This is a genomic window from Aeromonas sp. R1-2 (genome assembly GCF_040908505.1).
In the GTDB taxonomy this organism is placed as follows: Bacteria; Pseudomonadota; Gammaproteobacteria; order Enterobacterales; family Aeromonadaceae; genus Aeromonas; species Aeromonas veronii.
The window spans coordinates 1-18,575 of sequence record NZ_JBFODU010000052.1 but is presented as its reverse complement, the minus strand read 5'-3'; the positions used below and the strand labels follow the sequence as shown (position 1 = coordinate 18,575).

The 18,575-nt window shown below is 57.1% G+C and carries 17 protein-coding genes; 13 read left to right on the top strand and 4 right to left on the bottom strand.

Going from position 1 to position 18,575, the window contains the following annotated elements:
- The first annotated feature begins 52 nt into the window (after positions 1–52).
- The 5 genes from AB5Y76_RS17880 to AB5Y76_RS17860 all read left to right on the top strand — a co-directional run bounded on the left by AB5Y76_RS17880 (position 53) and on the right by AB5Y76_RS17860 (position 3,157).
- On the top strand, positions 53–961 hold the full coding sequence (locus AB5Y76_RS17880) for a Mu-like prophage major head subunit gpT family protein (RefSeq protein WP_368177783.1): 909 nt from the start codon (positions 53–55) through the stop codon (positions 959–961).
- A 103-nt stretch (positions 962–1,064) separates the two neighbouring features.
- Positions 1,065–1,538 (top strand): Rho termination factor N-terminal domain-containing protein, encoded by a 474-nt coding sequence (locus AB5Y76_RS17875; RefSeq protein WP_368177782.1) that lies wholly within the window; start codon positions 1,065–1,067, stop codon positions 1,536–1,538.
- Between the two features lies 1 nt (position 1,539).
- Positions 1,540–1,965, top strand: a complete 426-nt coding sequence (locus tag AB5Y76_RS17870; RefSeq protein WP_368177781.1) for a gp436 family protein — start codon at positions 1,540–1,542, stop codon at positions 1,963–1,965.
- Complete coding sequence (locus AB5Y76_RS17865; protein ID WP_368177780.1) at positions 1,962–2,408, top strand: hypothetical protein; 447 nt, start codon at positions 1,962–1,964, stop codon at positions 2,406–2,408. The genes AB5Y76_RS17870 and AB5Y76_RS17865 overlap by 4 nt, the downstream gene beginning before the upstream one ends.
- The gene (locus AB5Y76_RS17860; RefSeq protein WP_368177801.1) at positions 2,408–3,157 is read left to right on the top strand and encodes a hypothetical protein; all 750 of its coding nucleotides are present in this window, start codon (positions 2,408–2,410) and stop codon (positions 3,155–3,157) included. Before AB5Y76_RS17865 ends, AB5Y76_RS17860 begins: the two co-directional genes overlap by 1 nt.
- 89 nt (positions 3,158–3,246) lie before the next feature.
- Here AB5Y76_RS17860 and AB5Y76_RS17855 read toward each other — a convergent pair whose 3' ends face one another.
- The 4 genes from AB5Y76_RS17855 to AB5Y76_RS17840 all read right to left on the bottom strand — a co-directional run bounded on the left by AB5Y76_RS17855 (position 3,247) and on the right by AB5Y76_RS17840 (position 6,101).
- Entirely contained in the window at positions 3,247–3,921 is a 675-nt protein-coding gene (locus AB5Y76_RS17855) for a hypothetical protein (protein ID WP_368177779.1), read from the bottom strand.
- A 177-nt stretch (positions 3,922–4,098) separates the two neighbouring features.
- Positions 4,099–4,383, bottom strand: coding sequence for a hypothetical protein (locus tag AB5Y76_RS17850; protein WP_368177778.1), 285 nt, complete (start codon positions 4,381–4,383; stop codon positions 4,099–4,101).
- A gap of 217 nt (positions 4,384–4,600) precedes the next feature.
- Entirely contained in the window at positions 4,601–5,272 is a 672-nt protein-coding gene (locus tag AB5Y76_RS17845; RefSeq protein WP_139747531.1) for a hypothetical protein, read from the bottom strand.
- A gap of 130 nt (positions 5,273–5,402) precedes the next feature.
- Entirely contained in the window at positions 5,403–6,101 is a 699-nt protein-coding gene (locus tag AB5Y76_RS17840) for a hypothetical protein (RefSeq protein WP_368177777.1), read from the bottom strand.
- A gap of 94 nt (positions 6,102–6,195) precedes the next feature.
- Here AB5Y76_RS17840 and AB5Y76_RS17835 point away from each other — a divergent pair, with 94 nt between their 5' ends.
- From AB5Y76_RS17835 to AB5Y76_RS17800, 8 genes are all read left to right on the top strand, one after another.
- Entirely contained in the window at positions 6,196–9,039 is a 2,844-nt protein-coding gene (locus AB5Y76_RS17835; protein WP_368177776.1) for a tape measure protein, read from the top strand.
- Positions 9,036–9,404, top strand: a complete 369-nt coding sequence (locus tag AB5Y76_RS17830) for a hypothetical protein (RefSeq protein ID WP_016350137.1) — start codon at positions 9,036–9,038, stop codon at positions 9,402–9,404. Before AB5Y76_RS17835 ends, AB5Y76_RS17830 begins: the two co-directional genes overlap by 4 nt.
- Positions 9,401–12,994 (top strand): curculin (mannose-binding) lectin protein, encoded by a 3,594-nt coding sequence (locus AB5Y76_RS17825; RefSeq protein WP_368177775.1) that lies wholly within the window; start codon positions 9,401–9,403, stop codon positions 12,992–12,994. The genes AB5Y76_RS17830 and AB5Y76_RS17825 overlap by 4 nt, the downstream gene beginning before the upstream one ends.
- A gap of 87 nt (positions 12,995–13,081) precedes the next feature.
- Entirely contained in the window at positions 13,082–14,281 is a 1,200-nt protein-coding gene (locus AB5Y76_RS17820) for a hypothetical protein (RefSeq protein ID WP_368177774.1), read from the top strand.
- 3 nt (positions 14,282–14,284) lie between these two features.
- Positions 14,285–15,865 (top strand): hypothetical protein, encoded by a 1,581-nt coding sequence (locus AB5Y76_RS17815; RefSeq protein WP_368177773.1) that lies wholly within the window; start codon positions 14,285–14,287, stop codon positions 15,863–15,865.
- Between the two features lie 2 nt (positions 15,866–15,867).
- Positions 15,868–16,272 carry a hypothetical protein gene (locus AB5Y76_RS17810; protein ID WP_368177772.1) on the top strand — a complete coding sequence of 135 codons (405 nt, stop codon included), beginning with the start codon at positions 15,868–15,870 and terminating at the stop codon, positions 16,270–16,272.
- A 12-nt stretch (positions 16,273–16,284) separates the two neighbouring features.
- Positions 16,285–18,234, top strand: coding sequence for a hypothetical protein (locus tag AB5Y76_RS17805; protein ID WP_368177771.1), 1,950 nt, complete (start codon positions 16,285–16,287; stop codon positions 18,232–18,234).
- Entirely contained in the window at positions 18,231–18,455 is a 225-nt protein-coding gene (locus tag AB5Y76_RS17800) for a hypothetical protein (RefSeq protein WP_111900168.1), read from the top strand. The genes AB5Y76_RS17805 and AB5Y76_RS17800 overlap by 4 nt, the downstream gene beginning before the upstream one ends.
- Positions 18,456–18,575: the final 120 nt, after the last annotated feature.

Genomic DNA, 18,575 nt, shown 5'->3' with positions numbered 1-18,575 from the left:
GGACGAACGCGACCGCCAGACCAACCTGTTTAACCAGAGAAGGAACACCCGTATGGCCATTGTTACTCCCGCGCTGTTGCAGGCCCTCTTCACCGGCTTCAAGAAGAACTTTGAAGACGCCAAGGGTGAAGCACCTGCCCAGTACACCAAGATCGCCACCGTGATCAAATCGACCACCAAGTCCAACACCTATGGCTGGCTGGGCAAGTTCCCCAGTCTGCGCAAGTGGGTCGGTGATCGGGTGATCGAGTCGATGAAGGCGCACGGTTACCAGATCGTAAACGAAGACTTCGAGGCCACCGTGGCGGTCGATCGCAACGATATCGAAGATGACGAGCTGGGTATCTACGCGCCGATGTTTGCCGAGATGGGCCGTTCGGCGGGCATTCACCCCGATGAGCTCTGTTTCGGTCTGCTCGGTGCTGGCTTCACCACGCCTTGCTATGACGGCCAGTATTTCTTCGACACCGATCACCCGGTCTATCCCAAGGCCGATGGCACCGGTACCCCTGTCTTGACTGCCAACGTGGTGGTGGATGCCGGTTATCAGGGGGAGCCCTGGTTCCTGCTCGATACCAGCCGCGCCCTCAAGCCGGTCATCTTCCAGGATCGCAAGTCACCGCAGCTGATTGCCATGACCAAGATCGATGACGAAGCGGTGTTTACCCGCAAGGAGTTCCGTTACGGGGTCGATTGCCGTGATGCCGCAGGCTTTGGCTTCTGGCAGCTGGCCTTTGCCAACAAGCGGGCGCTGACCCCCGACAACCTGTGGGATTCCTTCTCCAAAATGCGGGAGTTTCAGGCTGATGGCGGCCGCAAGCTCGGGGTGAAGGCCACCATGTTGGTGGTACACCCCTCCCTTGAGAAGCTGGCTACCCAGATGCTGGAGCGAGAGCTGTCGAACAGCAGCAGCAACGAGCTGAAAGGCAAGTTGGAGCTGGTGGTGGCTGACTACCTCTAACCCTGCGTTATGCCTGTTTAAAGCGGGGTTAAACAGCTGCCAGGCACTGTTTAACCCCCGGTTTAAACAGCCTCTCTATCAGATACGACGAGGAAAACATGAGATGGAACAAGAGATGGAACTGGCTATTCGAGTGGGGATTTATTGCCAAACAGGGTCAACAGTTCGTCAGGTCTATTTTCGCGCGGGCCTGCCGATTGTACCGGGCAAGTCTGAGATGGTTGTGTCGCCTGAGCAGTGCGCGACCCTGGAGAACGACCCGCGTCTGGTGGTCGTCCGGTTGGCTGAAGACACCAGCCTTCAGGCAGGTGATGCACCATCGGCGCCTGGGGATCTGGACGCAACACTGGGCGTCCTGACCGGTTCGGGCTATCTGGCAGGGGTTGCCACCTTGGCTGGCAAGGTCACGCCGCTGGCCGAGATGAAGGTCGATGAGCTGCGCGATCTGGCGGTGCAGATGGGTATCCCGGATGCGGCCAAGCTCAAGAAGGCAGAGCTGGTGACAGCGATCGCCGCGACCGACGTGCAATACCCGGTCAAGGATGAGCCGTCATCTGGCCAGAACGGAGAGCAGTGATATGTACGCCAGCGTCAATGACATGGTGATCCGCTTTGGCGAGGCTGAGTTGCTGCGCTTGAGTATGACGCCGACCGGTGAGCTGGACGAGGTGGCCTTGCGCCTCGCCCTGCAGGATGCAGGTGCCTTGATCGATGGCTATCTGGCGGGTCGCTATCCCTTGCCGCTGGCCCATATCCCGAGTGCCCTGGTACCTATCTGCGCCGATATCGCCCGTCACCGTCTCTATGGTGAACAGGCACCGGAGCAGATAGCCAAGCGCAACGAGGCGGCTCTGGCCTTTTTGAAATTGGTTGGCAAGGGGGAGCTGGCGCTGGGGTTGGCATCTGATGGGGCCACCCTGGAGAGCCAGAACCTGGCTCAACTGCAGTCGGATGGGCGCATCTTTGGCCGAAGTCAGGGGCGCGACAAGGGGGGCTTTCTATGAGCCAGCCCGCCAACCAGTCTGGTACCGAACTCGACTACCTGCAGGCGGGCGAGCGGCTGCGTGAGCTGCTGGCCCCCCTGATCGCCAAGGGGCTCAAGGATGTGTTTGTGGCCACCGATGTGGCGGCCATCGCCAATCTGGGCCAGCACAGCCCGGCGGTGCATGTGGTCTATCAGGGCGAACGTGAGAGCGAAGGCTCCCAGTCAGGCCGGGCCAGCAGCTTTGATCAACTCTGGTTGCTGGTGCTTGTGCATCGTGCCAGCCCCAAGGAGGTCAGTGCCGGAGTGTGGCTTGCCCGCATCCTGCAGGCCGTCAGTGGGCGAGCATGTGGTGACAGTACCTTTCGCCGGGTCACCCCACCGGTCAAACCCAGTTACAGCGGCGGTGCGGCTTATTTGCCGCTTGCCTTTACTACCCGAGTGAAATTCAAAGGAGAGCGATGATGAGCGAAACACTGCACCTGGAAGGGGATCTCTTTATCGAGACCTTTACCAACGGGGTCTCGGGCGGGGTGATTGGCCCCATTGATGTGGATAGCCTGGAAGTGAAACCCGACAGCCAGAAGATCTCCATTCCCAGCAAGCGCAAGGGGCAATACGGTCAGGCGCGGGAGAACTACCACATTCCCAAGCCCGCCATGGTCACCATCAAGACCACCGAGATCCCGCCCGTGCTGCTGGCTGCCGCCTTTATGGGTCTGGAGAGCCCCATAAATCAGGGGGCCGGGACGCTTACCGATCTGCCGGTGACCCTGCCCGCCTGGCCGAAGTGGGCCCAGCTGGGCAAAAGCAATATTGCCGCAACCGGTCTGGCCATCAAGGAAGGGGCCACGGCGCTGGTGGTGGGTACCGATATCGAGGTCAACTATGCGCTCGGGCTGGTACGGGCGATCAAGGGGAGCTCGGTGGCAGATGGCGGCAGCCTGACGGTCAGCGGTACCTATAACGCGGTGACCGGTACCCGCATCGCGGGCAACATCCAGCCGGAGATCAAGGCGCGGCTGCTGCTCGATGGCCGCAGTATCGTCAGCGGCGAGGCCATCAAACTGACGGTGCCCCGTGCCAGCTTGTCCCCCAAGAAGGCGGTGGACTTTATGAGCGACAAGCCCATCGAGATCGAGCTGGAAGGGGAGTTGCTGGCCGTGGATGGCGAGACCGCCCCCTTCTATGTGGATCGGCCGGTGACGGTGTGATGATTGGGGTGGGGAAGGGGAATGAAAAACGGCGGGGAGGCCCGCCGTTTTTCATATCGTTCATAGTCATTGGTCAGAAGCTTGATGTTTTATTGATCTCTATCTAGTCCAAAGATATATATCGTTCTCTCGAGAATATCACAGTTGGTATCGTACATGTTTTTAAATGCTCGACCATATCTAAAGTTGTAAAATTCACGAGTTGTTTCATCTTTAGTGATAAGTTCTACCTTTTCTATCAAATAAGACAAGTTCTCGGCTTCTTGGCATAAAACAGCAATCTCAATTTTAAGATTTGATTTTATAGCATCAATTTCATTCTGGGTGACTTTGCCACTTCGATTGCCGCCAAAATACATCAAGCAAAAATATACACTCCATATCTTCCTGTTCTTTTCACAAGGAATAATATTATGGATTATGTCGTCGACATCTTTGTCTAGTATGGCATCTATTCTTAGTGTAGTAGAGTTCAGTAAGGGCTGTAGTTCCCCTAGCTTCTTCTGTGAATTAGCAATATCCAGTTGTTTTTGCTGTAAATTGTAAGTGTACAGGACTCCAATGACAGTGAAAAATGATAGGGCAGAGCCGACTGTTCCTCCAATGAAGCTGCCGAAATTTCCCCATGTTTGGTTATTCTGAAAGCTATACTTTGATAAAAGGCCAAACTCCGAATAGTAAAAGTGAAGAGGAAAAAAAACTATCATTACAAGTAGAAGTAAAAGAGTTAGCCAAATGAGAGCTCTGAATGCAATTTTTACCATGTCGGACCTTTTATTCGTGATTCAGCATAAACCTATCCATTTTGCCATTTATTTATAATAAGGTATATCTTTACCTGACAGGAATACCTCATGCTCAGCTCCAAAAGTCTAAGCTTACCTTGGATCTCGCGATTGGGAACAGTTGGCTGATGTGATCAGATAAGAAGGGGCTTAGGCTTAGCGTAATGCCAGTCGCTTAATCATGACCAGTGGTTGAGATGAGGCAGAAAGGGGCAAGATGGATTGCTCTAACCACTGCCAGTCCAGCGGCGGAGTGCCTTCCTTAAATTTCTGATATGGCACGCCATCCTTGATGGTCAGAAACAGGGTGCAAGGCGTATCGGCACGACACACATAGCGCACCATCACATCGCCATGGAGTGAGCGCAGTAGATGTTTCAGGATTGGCAGCCCTTGTATGGTGTGGTGCCCCCCTTCATGCCAGATGCCAAATTGATGCATTCCGCCCATACCTTTCAACACAAGTAAATCTAAGTTTTGACCGTCTAGGCCAACTTGCCACTGTCAGAAATGACAGTTAACTTGTAAAAGTGGGAAGGTTGTTAGCCGTAGATTAGAGACAAAGAGAACGGAAAGCGGCGGGAGGAGCCCGCCGTCATGCTATTTTATATTGTCTCGAGATTTCTATGATATCTATCAATTAATAGTATCTATAGCCTTAACCTGAAATAGAGTGAGTTTGATTACTTGCTTTTGATAGGGTATCTATTTGTTCCTTAGACAACATTGTCTTAAGAGGGTTCGCAATCTCAATGGACTCCATTGAATAGCCAAAGGCAAGCAGCACGTGCTTTGTTGAATCAAAAGAATTTAGTGATGAACTACCAGTATAACGTTCCTTCTCAATTTTCATTCTATGCAAGTGGTAATATACATAGCACGATTTAGATATTATATTCCTGATAGAACGAGTGTTGTAATAACATTCATCTTGAATGTCTCTACGCAAAGACTCTGACTGTTCAACCAACATTAGGACAGAACCATCAATTATTTTGATAGTGTTTCTTTGCGCTGGATTAAGCATTTTTAATGCTTCGCAGTAAAAAGTATGAATGAATTGAGTGTCATATTTTTCAACCAGAGGCACTACTATCGGATTGCTTAAGTTAATCAAACCATTCTCATTTTTGTTTTTTTCCAAATGATACAAAAAATCAAAATGACTTATTATTATATTTTCGAGATATGAACAGCAATCCTCAATCTCTATGTATAGGCGTTCATTGTGTTGTTTGGTGTTTAATAAATAATCCCACTTTTTTATTACTGGGTTCAAAAGAACCCCAGCAATGAAGGTAGTGAATGCGATGAGGGCTGAATAATCCATATAGATAGACTCCAGATTTATTATAGAGTTTTAAAAGTGCCAGTTGATATAAAGTCATAAATGTAATATATCATTTTTTTAGTTGCTGTCTATGCATCTGGTAACATATTGGGGGCGTATTTTTCAATATTTATAAAAATTCATTTTGCCGTTTTTTTAGTGACAATAAATCATCAGCGAACTTCGTGGTTGAAATGATACAGTCAATTAGTAGTCGATGTTCTTTGACATAGAATTTTAGTACTTTCGATGACCCTCCGCATGAGAGATATTCCTCATAAATCTCATCTGTATTTATTAGTATCTTCGTGATCTCTTTTATTTCTCTGTATGGAAAAACATCATCCATGCAGCTAAGTCGATGGGTTATATTATTTGCTCTGATAGGACTAAGGCTTTCATTTGTTTTTGACTTTAAGTTCATAAACATTAAAAGGTATTCTTGGATTGTCATCTTCCGTGTGTCTTCCAAAGGAAAAGAACAGTACACTAATTGTTGTAACATAAGTTCTATAGTTTGATGCTGATTGCTAATTAAGCGCTGCAGCTCATCTAAAATGCCTTGGTTTTTAGCTATGGTCAGTTGTTCTCGCTGTACTTTATAAGTGGCCCAAACGCCGTAGAAAGCGCAAGCAGAGAGTAGTGGGCCGAGAGTGCCTCCAATAAAACTGCCAAAGTTAGCCCATGCTTGATCATTACGAGCGAGGCTATAGCCTGACTGGGGACCGAAAATATAAAAGTAGAAAATGAAAGGAGTCAGCAGCCCTGCAGCTGTGAGTCCACCAAGATAGCATTTCGTTTTAAGCGACATATTATCTATCAGCTTCATTATTCCCTCATTAATTCTCAGTAATTAGCCATAAACCCTCCTATTCTGCCATTTCTTCACAATAGGGCATATCTGAATCTGATCGGAATGCCCCATGTCCACCTCTACCACCCTGAAACTAGCCTTGGAGCTGGCTGCCAAGGTCACCGGCCGGGAAGACCTGGCCGCCTTGGTGGGTGAGGTGCAGGAGCTGGGCCCGATCTCGGATGAGACGGCCGCCGAAACGGCGCAACTGGCGCAAACCCTCGAAGCGTTAAGTCGCCAGCAGGCGTTGATCCAGCAGTTCAATGACTCAAAGGCCGCCCTGACCCAGCTCGAACTGGCGACCGTGCTCAGCCGTGACAAGCTGGAGCAGTTGCGCCGCTCCAGCCAAGCAGGCGCCGGTGATGCCAAGGCGCTGGCCGAACAAGAGCGGTTGCTGACTTCCGAGGTCAAGCAGCTGGAGCGCCAGCTGGTCGCTCAGTCAGCCAGTCATACCCGCCTGCATGCAGGGCTCAAGCAGTCCGGGCTCGATACCAAGAACCTTGCCCAGGAACAGCAGCGCCTGCAGCGTGAGCTGACCAAGAGTGTCGCCCAGACCGAACGGCTGGGGCGCGAGTTTAGCCACGGCAGTCAGCAGGCCGGTAGCTTGCAGGGGGCCATCGGCAGTCTGACCGGGCGCCTGGTGGCGCTGGCGGGTACCTGGTTCGGTATCCAGACCCTGACTACCCAATTGCTCGCCATGTTCCAGACCGGCGATCAGGCAGAGCGCCTCGATGTGCAGCTCAAGGCTGTGATGGGGTCGATTGCAGGTGGCAAAGAGGCGTCAGCCTGGATCCAGGACTTTGCCAAAAACACCCCCCTGCAGCTTAGTGAAGTCACCCAGGTATTCGTGCGCCTCAAGGCGTTCGGCATCGACCCCATGGCGGGGGCCATGCAGGGCATTGTCGATCAGGCGTTCAAGTTGGGCGGCGGTTTTGAAGAGGTGCAGGGCATCTCCCTGGCCCTTGGCCAAGCCTGGGCCAAGCAGAAGCTGCAGGGTGAGGAGATCCTGCAGCTGATTGAGCGAGGCGTGCCGGTCTGGCAGATGCTGGAGCAGGTGACGGGCAAGAATACTGCCGAGCTGCAGAAGCTCTCTGAGGCGGGCAAGCTGGGCCGCGAGACCATCTCTGCCCTGATGAACGAGATTGCAGCCCAATCGCGCGGTGCGGCTGCCGACAACATGAGCCTGCTCTCCGGGCTTATCTCCAATGCCCAGGACAACCTCGCCAAGTTTTACCGGATGGTGGCCGAGAACGGGGCGCTGGCCTGGCTCAAAAACCAGCTGGCCAACCTTAATGCCGAATTTGAGGCGATGGCCAGGGATGGCCGCCTGCAGGAGTGGGCCAAGCGCCTCTCCGATGGCTTTATCACCATGGGGGAAACCCTCAAGTCACTGATCCAGACCCTCTATGAGTGGCGCACCGCGCTGACCGTGCTGGCTCAGGCTTGGGTCGGCCTGAAAATCGCGGGTTGGATTGGTGATCTGCGCAGCCTCTACGCCCAGTTTATTGCCATACCCGCGGCGACCGCGACAGCAGCAGGCGGCATGACGACAGCGGGCACGGCAGCAGCAGGAGCTGCCATTGGGGTCAGGGCACTGGGCGCTGCCGTTAAGGGGCTGCTGGCCGCCATGGCGGTCGAGTCCATCATCCAGATCACCCAGTTTGCCTCTGCCCTGCGCCAGCTGGTGCAGGCTGAGCTGGCACTCCGGGAGGCGCAGGGGCTGCGCTCCGAGACTCAGGCCCGCCTCAATGGTCAGTTTGCCGCCCTGTCAACGGAGCTGGGGTTTGCCATCACCAGCATGGCGGATCTCGATCGCCTAGTCGCCGAGGGCAAGGTGCATTACGACGAGGCCACTGGAAGCTGGCGACAAGGCGCCGCAGCCGTTAAAGCGCTGGGTGATGAGGCCAAGAGTTCCCGTGATTATCTGGCCGAGATCAATGCGGTGGCCAAGCAAACCGCCGCCGATGGCCCGGCCCAGTTGGCCAAGGCGTTTGAGGCGTTGGGGCTGGACTTCGAACGGGCCAATGGCCGTATCGGTGCGGGCTTTCAGAAGACCATCGGCGCCCTGGATGTATTGGTGGCGCACACGGGGGCCAGTAGCGCCGCCATCGAGGAGGCGCTGGCCAGTGCCTACAACAGCGCCAAGACCACCGCCGAGATCGATGCGTTGATCGCGCGTCAGAAGCAACTTGCCGCCCAGGGCAAGATCACCGGGGATGCGCTGGCGCGGTCGATGGCCATCGCAGCCGATGCCATGGCCAAGGTGAAAGGGGGGAGTGGCGATACCAAGCAGGCCGTCGCGGCCATTGGTGATGGTTTTGATGAGGCCGCCGCACGGGCCAAAGGCGCCACCGATGCGATGCGGGCGGGGCTTAAAGGGGTACAGGATGAAGCCAAGCAGACCAATGCCAGCCTTGCCAGTAGCGGCGGGGGCGGAGGTCGAGGCGATATCACCCGTACCGTGAACGCCGGTTCTTTCTACTACAAGAGCGTGGATATCAATAGCCTGCGCGGTAATGCCGAGGGGCTGGCCAATACCCTGGCCGGGGTGGAGGAGGAACTGGCCCGCTACAGCCAGAAGGTCAAGGATATTCCGGCCTACAGCGAGTGGAGCAAGTATTACGGCGAGAAGTTCCAAAAAGAGATGGAGGCGATGCAGGCTCGCCTCAAAGAGGAGCTCAACAAAGCGTTGGCCAAAGAGAGTGCCAAAACCAATCAGGCCGCCGCCCAGCCACCGGCCCCGGCTGTCGCGCCATCTACCCCCAGCACCAACACCCCAGGGACACGCAGGCTGTTGTCCGAGCGGATCACCATCGAGCTCAAAGGGGCAGGGGGTTCGGCCGAACTGCAGGCGGATGAGGCCAATGCGAATGCCCTGATTTCCCTTCTTAAACAGCAAGGACTGCGGCAATGAACGTGACCTTAAACAGCGTGCTGCTACCAGATGATCTGGTCTGGCGCGACGAGTTCGAGTGGGCGCCGGTCGAGCAGGTGGTGACCCCGACCCTGAGCGGCGCCCTGTTGGTGGAGGAGACCGCCAAGCCCGAGGGACGACCGCTGACCCTGAGCGGGCATTGCTCCCGCGCCAAGGTGCTGGAGATCAAGGTGCTGGAGGCTCAGGTGGCCCGGCTGATGACGTTGACCCTGCTCGATGGCCTGGCTCGCACCGTGGTGTGGCGCCGCCCTGGTGTGGTGGCCATGCCACTGATCGAGATGGCCGACCCGGAAGGGGGCGACCCCTATGCCTTGACCCTGAATCTCACAGAGGTAACCCCATGACCATTCTATCTGGCGATATCGTGTTGTTGGCCAGCCAGCGCCTGGTTGATACCGATGACGGCGGTGGTCGCATCACTGGCCGCGAGATCATCAGCGGCAACCATAACAGTCTGTTCCCTGATGTCAGCGACATGGATCGGGCCTATGGCACCGTGAATATGCGCAAGGCGTTTCTGGCGGTGCAGACGGACGACACCGACACCTACTATGGCGCCAATGCCATGGTGCTGCTGCCGCCCAGTGACCCCAGCGTCAACCTGACGCTGATGACCACCAAAGACCACAACGACACCAGAGGCAACGCCCGCAACACCCTGGAACGCTATCAGGCCAGAGGCCCGAAGTGGCAAGGGGTGCTCTACGATACCCAGCTGGAAGGGCAGCGGGCGATCCGCATCCTGCAACGGGTAGAGGTACGGTTGCCGGAGGTTGGGGAGGTGCTGGTACTGGTCGGCAACGAAGGGAAGGGGAACGAGGTTGAGCAGTATGTACGGGTTGACCGGGTAACCGCCGAGCTGCGCAAGTTCGGGGTGGCTGGCTATCAGGGCGAGTTCACCCGCAACGTGGTCACCTGCGTGATCACTGACCCGCTGCGCCACACCTTTGAAGGGGAGCAGCCCAGCCCTTATGACCAGGCAACCACCAAGACCACCCTGCGGGAAACCGTGGTGGCCGATGCCGCCAACTACTTTTCGACCACCAAGCTGGTCGCGGATGCGGCGCTGGGGGCAATGCGGGTGCAGGCCAAGACCATTTTCACCCAGCTGGTACCCAGTGCCCGCAGTGAAACCCCGGTGGTGGATCTGACCGCTGCCGGTGAGCTGGGCGCCCTGCTGGAATCCGGGGTGGGCAGTCCCCACACCTTCACCACCACCTCACCGGTCAGCCCTAGTCAAGGGCTGTTCCTAGGGATTGGTGCCATGCCGGGCAGCGTATCGGTCACCATCGGTGCGGCGGTGATCACCGACAAGGGCGGCGAGCTGTTCCTGGTCGGTACCGTGGTGGGGGCTATCGACTACGGGCGCGGCCTGCTGACCTTCAACAGCCAGTGCCCGAACTATGGCGCGGCCAGCAAAACCGTGAGTTTTCGCCCGGCAGTGATGCCATCGCGCATTGCTGACACGGCCCAGATCCAGATCGCCGCCAACAACCGGGGCTATGCCTACACCGCGACCCTGCTGCCCACCCCTTGCCCTGGTTCGCTGACCGTCAGCTATCTGGCCCAGGGCAAATGGTACGACCTGAAAGATAACGGGCGCGGGGAGTTGTTTGGCCAGGACAAATCCTATGGCTCTGGCCTGCTCAACTTCACCACCGGCTCTGTGGTGTTGACCCTGGGGGCGCTGCCGGATGTGAACAGCGCGATCATGTTCAGCTGGGGTACCAAGGTCTCTTACCTCAACCGCGCCAGCATGGTGCTGGATCCGGTGCAGCTGGCCCATAAGTTGGCCCATGAGGGGATCACCCCCAACAGCCTGACCCTGACCTGGCAAGCCGGTGGTGCGACCAAAACCGCCATCGACAACGGGGCGGGTCAGCTGACCGGGGATGCCACCGGCACCATCAATTATGTGACCGGCGATCTGGCCCTGCGGGTAGCGACCCTGCCCGATGGCGGTCAGGAGTACCAGGTTGTTTACCAGTACGGCGACCCGGACACCCAACGCTTTGACTACCCGGCCCGCAACCCGGACGGGACGATCACCATGCAGCTGGCCAAGCAAAACCTGACCCCCCGAATGGTCTCGCTGCGCTGGAATGCCCTTTATGAGGAAGTGAAGGACGACACCGAACTGGTGATCGCTACCCGTGACCCGATCATCAGTGTGCGCGACAACGGCGCGGGCAAGCTACTGGATGCGGCAGGGGTTGAACGGGGCAGCGTCAACTACACCACCGGCCAGATCACCATCAAGCCGGATGGCCAGGGCGGCATTCCGAAAACCCGCTATGAGTGGCGCACCATCGGTACCTATGGCGATGGTCACGGCAACACCATTGCCCGCCAGCGCTGGACACTGGTGGAAATCTACTATGTGCAGGCCGCCTACCTGTTCCCGGTGGACGACAGTGGTTGGGTCGAGGTGGAGTACCGCAGCAATAATGCAAGCCAAGCGGGCCAGGACACCGTGAAGGCTACCCCGCTGGTGCTGGATATCACCCCGCGCAACGGCGAGGCGATCCTGGCCAACTCAGTGCGCTTTGCGCTGGGCGGGTCTGTCTATGTGGACAGGCAAGGGATCCTCTATCGCAACATCGACCCCGCCACCGGGGCCGGTGAGCAGGCCGGGACACTGGATTATGCCACCGGCAAGGCGACCGTCACGGTCTGGAACCCTGGCGCGGTGCCCGTGCCAGCCCTGAGTTCGTTGGTCACCAGCCTGGTGGCCCAGACGGTGGACGAGGTGACATTCAGGACGCCGGGGGCACCCATTGCCCCATCCAGCCTCTACCTGAGTGGCAACACCGCAGACGGACGCCGGTTTGAGGTGACCGCCAACGGCGATGGCACCATCACCAGCCAGGATGTAACCGGCAAGGTGGACTATCAGACCGGGGTGGTATCGGTGCGCTTTGGCCGCCTGGTGACGGCTGCGGGCAACGAGGGTAAACCCTGGTACGACCCGGATATGGTGGTCGATGGCAAGATCTGGCGCCCCTTGTCGGTGGTGGCTGACACCATCCGGTTTAATGCGGTGGTCTATAGCTATCTGCCGCTCGATGCGGATCTCATCAAGCTGGATCCGGTGCGCCTGCCATCCGATGGCCGGGTGCCCTTCATTCGCAAGGGTTACATCGTGGTGGTGCATTCCACCAAGCGCAGCGCCTTTCCTATGGGTGTACAGGCGGGGCAGCAGCTCAACACCGGGCGCGAACGGCTGGCCTATTGCCGGGTGGAGGACAAGAACGGCAAGGAGCTGGCGCCGCAGCTTTACAGCGTCAACATGAACAGCGGGATGGTGACCTTGGCCAGCCCGCTGAACCTGACCGGCTATGTAGAGCCGCTGACCGTGGTTCACCGGATCGAGGATATGAGCTTGGCCACCGATGTGGAGATTTCTGGCCGGATCACCCTGGCTCGGCCCCTCAGCCACAACTATGAGGCGGCGGATACCCTGGTCTCCAGCGCCCTGATCATCGGTGACTTGTGGGCCCGTTATGGGGCGCTGTTCGACCAACGTACCTGGACAAATAACTGGTCTGATTTTCTGATTGGCGACCCCTGCACGGCGGAATACAACGATACGGACTTCCCGATCGTGGTGACCAACCGGGCGACGCTGCAAGAGCGATGGGCCATCATCTTCCAGACCTCCACCACGTTTATTTTGGTCGGCGAGCATGTGGGCCAAATTGCGGTGGGGGACGTGAATACCGACTTTTCACCCATCAACCCCAACAACGGCCAGCCCTATTTCAGGCTTGACCGCCGTGGCTGGGGCGCCGGGTGGGCTGCGGGCAACGTGCTGCGGTTCAACACCTACGCCGCCAATTACCCGATCTGGTTTATCCGCACCATCTTGCAGTCGGTGGCGGCGGTAGATACCGACCGTTTCGAGGCCCAGCTCAGGGGCAACGTCAACCGTTAACAAACCGGGTAGGGCACTCTTTTCTCAGAGAGCGCCCCACCACCTTTTGGCAATGGGGCACCGCGCCCCGCCATGGAGAGTACATATATGGCTGTTTATCCGGTGAAGTGGTTCGCCAGTGAAATGCAGGGGGCCCCAAACCTGGGCGACACAACTGCTGGTACTTTGGCTGCCTTGCTCAAGGCGGTGCTAGTTACTGGCTTTGGCACTCTGACCATCAATGCACTGGCCTTTGATGTTGCCAAGGGGTGGGCAGTGGCGACCTTTACCGGTGGTCATGCTTATCTGCAAGACTCAGTTGTCCTGGTCGAGGGGGTATCGCCTGCCGCCTACAACGGCGAGCATCGAGTGATGCAGGTCACCGCCACTCAGGTCTGGTTTGAGATTGACGGTGGTAACCCTGGTGCAGCAGGCAGCGGCGCAGCCATGACCATGAAGGTTGCCCCGTTGGGGTGGACGATGACCTTTGAAAGCGGCGACAGCAAAACCTTTATCGTGCGCCCTACCAATGTTAACGAGTCGGGTAATGTCTCCTTGCGTATCGACAACACGGCATTTAGTGGTTGGATCGGTGCCAGCTACGGTGCCTGTTTGGCCAAGGTAGCGATGGTTGAGGATGTAGTTGATATCAATACCTACACCACGATTTTTGAGCACCGTTGGCCCTGTACCGGGCGCTATTCAAATAAACGCTGGGATCTTGTGGGTGATAGCCAGTTGTTTTACTTCATGCCAGCTTATGCTGCTGGTAACTGGCAATTCATGTATAGCTTTGGCTATATCCGTTCTATTCGCCCCGGTGACCGTTATCACGCCGTTCTTAACCACTATCCGACCACGGCAGCAGATGATGCTGGCCGTAACTGGGCTGGCGGGTCAGGAGGTAATACTAGCTGGGGTAATCAGTATCCGTATTTTGATAACTCGAACTGTCGAGCTATCGCCCGCCCATATCATCAGCTGTTTGGTGCCATTAACTGGTGGTTTAAAGGGTTGTTCGGTCGGTTTGGTAACGGGTTGAACATCCCCAATGGCCCTGACAACGGCATTTATGTGACCCCGGATCCCACCATCGTGATGGAGGCCGGTAACCATCTGCGTGGTTATTTGCCGGGGTTGGTGTGCCCGTTCGCTACGGTTGCGGCTTGGGATCGAAAAAACTTCAAAGACCTGCCAGCCATACCAGGAAAGTTATTGCGGTTTATTCGGGTAGGGTTTGAGGAGAACAACTACACATGGGGGCAAGTCACCATGATGGGGTTCGACTTAACCGGCCCATGGAGGTAAGTCATGGCGACTTTCTTGCCGTCAAAAGGGTGGCTGATGGTTTCCAAAGCGGGAACAGTCACGTATGACGCCACCTGTGATGTAACGGCTACCACAGGCCCCGAGTGGGCAGACTGGTTTGGTGACACGGCGGATATTGGTCTGTTTCGGTATAACTTCAACCGAAGCTCTTCCGCAGATACAGGGACATGGAGTGGCTCTATCCAGTTCCGGCCACTGGGGTATCGCTTTAAGTTAGGGGCATACAATAACTGCTGGGTAAATGATCTATGCGATATGGATCTGGAGTTTCTGGATGCTGTGGGCAATGTGGTTGGGGCTATTCGTACCAGAACTGACGGTAACTATCGCAGCGGTTTATGGTACGGCAAGACGTTGGCAAGTCTGACCAAGGCTCCGCAGCGTGGGCCATATCCTGCAACCTATGGTGAGCTGACCTTTACCGACACCAGTCTGATTTATACCGATGATGGCCTGGATAATCGCAATGCGTCATTTACCTTGGTTTGCGCCATGGCATCTGTCACCACTCTGCGTTTTACCAATATGCGGGCCTTTGAAACCTATACCGGTGGGTCAGGCTGTTCAGCTGGAAGCTATCTGAGGATTGCCAGTGCGCCATCAGGGTTTAACGGTGACTTTGCCGCGCTGACGGCAGAGCAGTACGCCATTTTGCAGCCTGACTTGGTATTGCCAACCGGTGCCGCTATTGTCCACCAACCAGGGGTTGGCCTGGTCGCCTCTGGTATCGCGCCATCCTACACCTTGGCCAGGGGGATTTTGCCTGGTCAAACTGGGGTGCTGTTTGATGCGGCTGGTGCAGTGGTTGCAACGCTTGCCTATCTCAATGGCAAGGCAACGCTGACAGTTGGCGGGGTAACGACAGAGGGCCCCGCAGATGCACCATATCTTGGCCTTACGACCATCAACGGCCAGGTGTTTGGCTACTACCAGACCAAGATTTTCGTCCGTTCAATCAAAATGATTGCGCCGCCGAAAGCAAAAATATGGATAGAGCTGCAACCAGGGCAAACCCTGCGAAAGATAGGGCTTGAGTCCGTACCCCTACAGGTCGAGTTTACCTATGTGCTGTTCACTACCCCGATGACCGTCACCGTGGCCAACCAGGAGGCTCGCGCTCAGTTCGTGCCGCAAGATGTGGCGTGGAAAGGAACCCCACCATTTGTCGCTGGCCGATTGATTAACCAACCAATGAATCAGCAGTTGTTATGCAAGGGTCGGGACTATTTCTGGATCCGCGATGGGGTGCGCAACGTGGAGCAGGGGTTTATTGAAAGTACGGTGACCATCAGCGGGATGGGAGTGCGGCGCCGGGTTCTTTGCTTTACCCAGGATGGTGAGCTGGTTGGCGAGACCTACAGCCGCGCATCGGATGGGGTCTATCGGTTCGATCTGCTGTGGCTGAATCGCCGTTATATGGTGGTCGCCCAGGATGACCCGGCATATGGCCCCGCCGACTACAACGCTGTGGCTGCCGACTATCAGGCGCCAAAACCCTATCCGCCTGGTGGTGGGGGGGCACCTGCATCATTCCCCCAGCTTGCCCCGATCAAGAGGAAATAACCATGATCTCCTATGCCGAAGGGCTGCGCACCAGTCGCGCCCAGCTATTGGCCACGGCCATTGATACGGGCAGCGGGGCGAGTGCCAAGCTGACCATCTACACCGGCACCAAACCGGCACCGGGGGCGGCCACGACTGACCAGCTGGCTCTGGTGGTGCTGACGTTCAGCCACCCTTGCGCCAAGACGATCGCTGGTGGGGTGCTGACCCTGAAACCCCTGGCGGAGCAGATGGCCACTGGCAGCGGTGCCCCCACCTGGGGGCGCATTGTTGACCGGGATGGGGCCTTTGTGGCGGATCTCGATGTCGGAGTACCGGGCAGTGGCGCCGATCTGGAGCTGCCCGCAGCGGAGTTTTTTGTCGGTGCGCTGATCCGCATCAATACCGCCACAATCACTGAACCGTAACCGGGGAACCATATGGCCAGAAAGGATGCCAGCCTAGCGCTGCATAAGGCTCGCAGCATCAATGGTCAGCTGGAGCTGAACCAGTCCGACGTGGTGCGCCTGGTCGGCATCCTGAATAGTACCAACTTGCCGCCACGCCTGAGTGCGTCACCTGGTCTGGTACTCGCATCGGTATTGGCTGGCGCCCCGCATCGCTCCCGCGCGATGCTGGACGGCTCTGTGGTACTTGATGCGGTGATTGCCAGCCAAACCCATAGCCATGGGGAGCTGGTAGGCACGTTCGTCATTGAATGCACCATTGCCAGCACATCCCGCATCCCGGTGCCGATGCTCGCCGGGGAGTATGACCAGAACGTATTCCGAGGCCCTGCCAGTGCAATGGGGGATGCCTGGGAGCGGGCGGATAGCCATTACCAGGCCCTCAGTAGCGAATGGCAGAAGGCAGGCAACGAGCGAGCAACCAACCGATCCCTGTGGCAACAGGCCGCCGCGTATCAGCAGCAGGTGGCCGAGCAGGGCGAGCAGATGCCCCAGACGTTCATGGCCAATCGACAGCGCTTTGCCGAGGGGCTGCCGATCAGCCAGCAGAGCCGCCAGGGCTATGACAGCCTGGCCGCTGGCCATGTGGCGAATCAGTCTCTGTGGGTTGAGGCGGCGCCGGTCAGCAGCTGGCGCCTGGTCGGGTTCACCAACCCGCCGCGCTTTGACCAGGTTTGGCAGGCTGACCAGTGGCAAGAGGGCATCCCCATCGGTAAAGGGGTGGCCGCTCAAGCCTGGCACCACGGCAAGCCGCTGATAGAGGGCTGGCGTGATGGCTGGGACGAGGCCATGTGGCCACCCAAGGGCAAAATGCCGCCGCCAGAACCACCTAAACCATCGATTCGCCCCGATAAGCGGGTGTTGCGGCTGGCGTTCGGTCGCAAGCGCGACACGGCAGAGCTGGAGTTCGTCTGGCAGGGCTGTGATGCGGCAATTGTCATTCCAACCCGGAGGGTTTATCTGGTGAGCAATACAGCAAAGATCGTGCGGGTACGCGATGGGCTAGATATCCCAGCTACTGCGGTGAGTATCGAACTCGATACCGACTCCTGGGCGTGGCAGTTCAGCGCTCAAATCCCCCGTATCGCGGCGGCTGCGCTGACCGATGAGGAAGAGGTCAGCATCCATATCAATAGGCAGCAATGGGACTGCGTGTGTGATGGCTGGCAATCGAGCCAGAGCTTTGGCCGTGAGTCGGCAACGCTGACGGGACGCTCTCGCACCGCTTACTTGTCGCCGACTCATGTATTGGCGCAGGCGGTGAGTGAGCGTGCAGCCGCGACCATGGCCCAGCTGGCTGCGGCCGTATTGCCGGTGGGTTGGACGCTGGATTGGCAAGCGGCTGACTGGTTGGTGCCTGCCGGGTTCTTTAGCCTGGATAACCAGACCCCGATCGAGGTGGTCAGGTACCTGGCCGAGGCGGCCGGTGGCTTTGTGCTGCCACACCAGCGCAACCGTCATCTGGTCATCAAACCACGTTATCCAACGGTGCCGTGGCAGCTCGATACTGCAGAGGCCGATGTGGCGATCCCCCGCGCCATCATTACCACCCTGGGCAGTGACTTCCAGCCGGGTCATGCCGCCAACGGGATCTGGGTCAGCGGTGGCCACCAGGGCATCAGTGCGCGGGTGGTGCGCCAGGGTACGGCTGGCGAGCAACAAGCGCCGACCATCACCCACCCGTTGGTGTGTGATGTGACGGCCGCCCGTGCCCAGGGTGTGGTGGGGCTGGCCAAGACTATGCCCAAGCGTACCCAGACCATTGAACTGCCGTTGTCAGCTGATACCGGCTTGATCCTGCCGGGTGCGCTGCTCGCCGTGGACGGTTGGAAGGGTTACAACCGGGGCGTCAGGGTCTCTGCTGCGCTGCAGAACAGGGCCATGACGGTGCGCCAGCAACTGAGTGTGGAGCGATTTGTATGAACCTGTTTAAGCGATTCCTTGAGCTGGTACCGGGCGCTGATCCCTTGCAGGTTGGTACCGTGACAGCAGTAGGCACCACGACCACCACTCTCACCGCGTTGGCGGGTGGAACGGTCACAGTACGGGGCACCGGGGTAGCCATCGGCAAGAAGGCATTTTACAGGGGAGGGGAGCTGGCAGGAGAGGCGCCGGATTTACCGACCTATGAGATAGAGGTTTAATGCCGGTTTAACTTGCTTATCAAACTCAGTGATTCCGGTGCCACCAAGTTTGATAAACTACTGGGCCGATAGCTTTTCATTTTCCCCGTAACTCTTTTTCATTTTCGGCGGCGGGCTACA

Bases quoted from the DNA above. Each gene is read 5' to 3' on its own strand.
- AB5Y76_RS17850 (WP_368177778.1), bottom strand. From the start codon at position 4,383: ATGCATCAATTTGGCATCTGGCATGAAGGGGGGCACCACACCATACAA.
- AB5Y76_RS17860 (WP_368177801.1), top strand. From the start codon at position 2,408: ATGAGCGAAACACTGCACCTGGAAGGGGATCTCTTTATCGAGACCTTT.
- AB5Y76_RS17870 (WP_368177781.1), top strand. From the start codon at position 1,540: ATGTACGCCAGCGTCAATGACATGGTGATCCGCTTTGGCGAGGCTGAG.
- AB5Y76_RS17830 (WP_016350137.1), top strand. From the start codon at position 9,036: ATGAACGTGACCTTAAACAGCGTGCTGCTACCAGATGATCTGGTCTGG.
- AB5Y76_RS17810 (WP_368177772.1), top strand. From the start codon at position 15,868: ATGATCTCCTATGCCGAAGGGCTGCGCACCAGTCGCGCCCAGCTATTG.
- AB5Y76_RS17855 (WP_368177779.1), bottom strand. From the start codon at position 3,921: ATGGTAAAAATTGCATTCAGAGCTCTCATTTGGCTAACTCTTTTACTT.
- AB5Y76_RS17835 (WP_368177776.1), top strand. From the start codon at position 6,196: ATGTCCACCTCTACCACCCTGAAACTAGCCTTGGAGCTGGCTGCCAAG.
- AB5Y76_RS17825 (WP_368177775.1), top strand. From the start codon at position 9,401: ATGACCATTCTATCTGGCGATATCGTGTTGTTGGCCAGCCAGCGCCTG.
- AB5Y76_RS17865 (WP_368177780.1), top strand. From the start codon at position 1,962: ATGAGCCAGCCCGCCAACCAGTCTGGTACCGAACTCGACTACCTGCAG.
- AB5Y76_RS17815 (WP_368177773.1), top strand. From the start codon at position 14,285: ATGGCGACTTTCTTGCCGTCAAAAGGGTGGCTGATGGTTTCCAAAGCG.
- AB5Y76_RS17800 (WP_111900168.1), top strand. From the start codon at position 18,231: ATGAACCTGTTTAAGCGATTCCTTGAGCTGGTACCGGGCGCTGATCCC.
- AB5Y76_RS17840 (WP_368177777.1), bottom strand. From the start codon at position 6,101: ATGAAGCTGATAGATAATATGTCGCTTAAAACGAAATGCTATCTTGGT.
- AB5Y76_RS17820 (WP_368177774.1), top strand. From the start codon at position 13,082: ATGGCTGTTTATCCGGTGAAGTGGTTCGCCAGTGAAATGCAGGGGGCC.
- AB5Y76_RS17845 (WP_139747531.1), bottom strand. From the start codon at position 5,272: ATGGATTATTCAGCCCTCATCGCATTCACTACCTTCATTGCTGGGGTT.
- AB5Y76_RS17880 (WP_368177783.1), top strand. From the start codon at position 53: ATGGCCATTGTTACTCCCGCGCTGTTGCAGGCCCTCTTCACCGGCTTC.
- AB5Y76_RS17805 (WP_368177771.1), top strand. From the start codon at position 16,285: ATGGCCAGAAAGGATGCCAGCCTAGCGCTGCATAAGGCTCGCAGCATC.
- AB5Y76_RS17875 (WP_368177782.1), top strand. From the start codon at position 1,065: ATGGAACAAGAGATGGAACTGGCTATTCGAGTGGGGATTTATTGCCAA.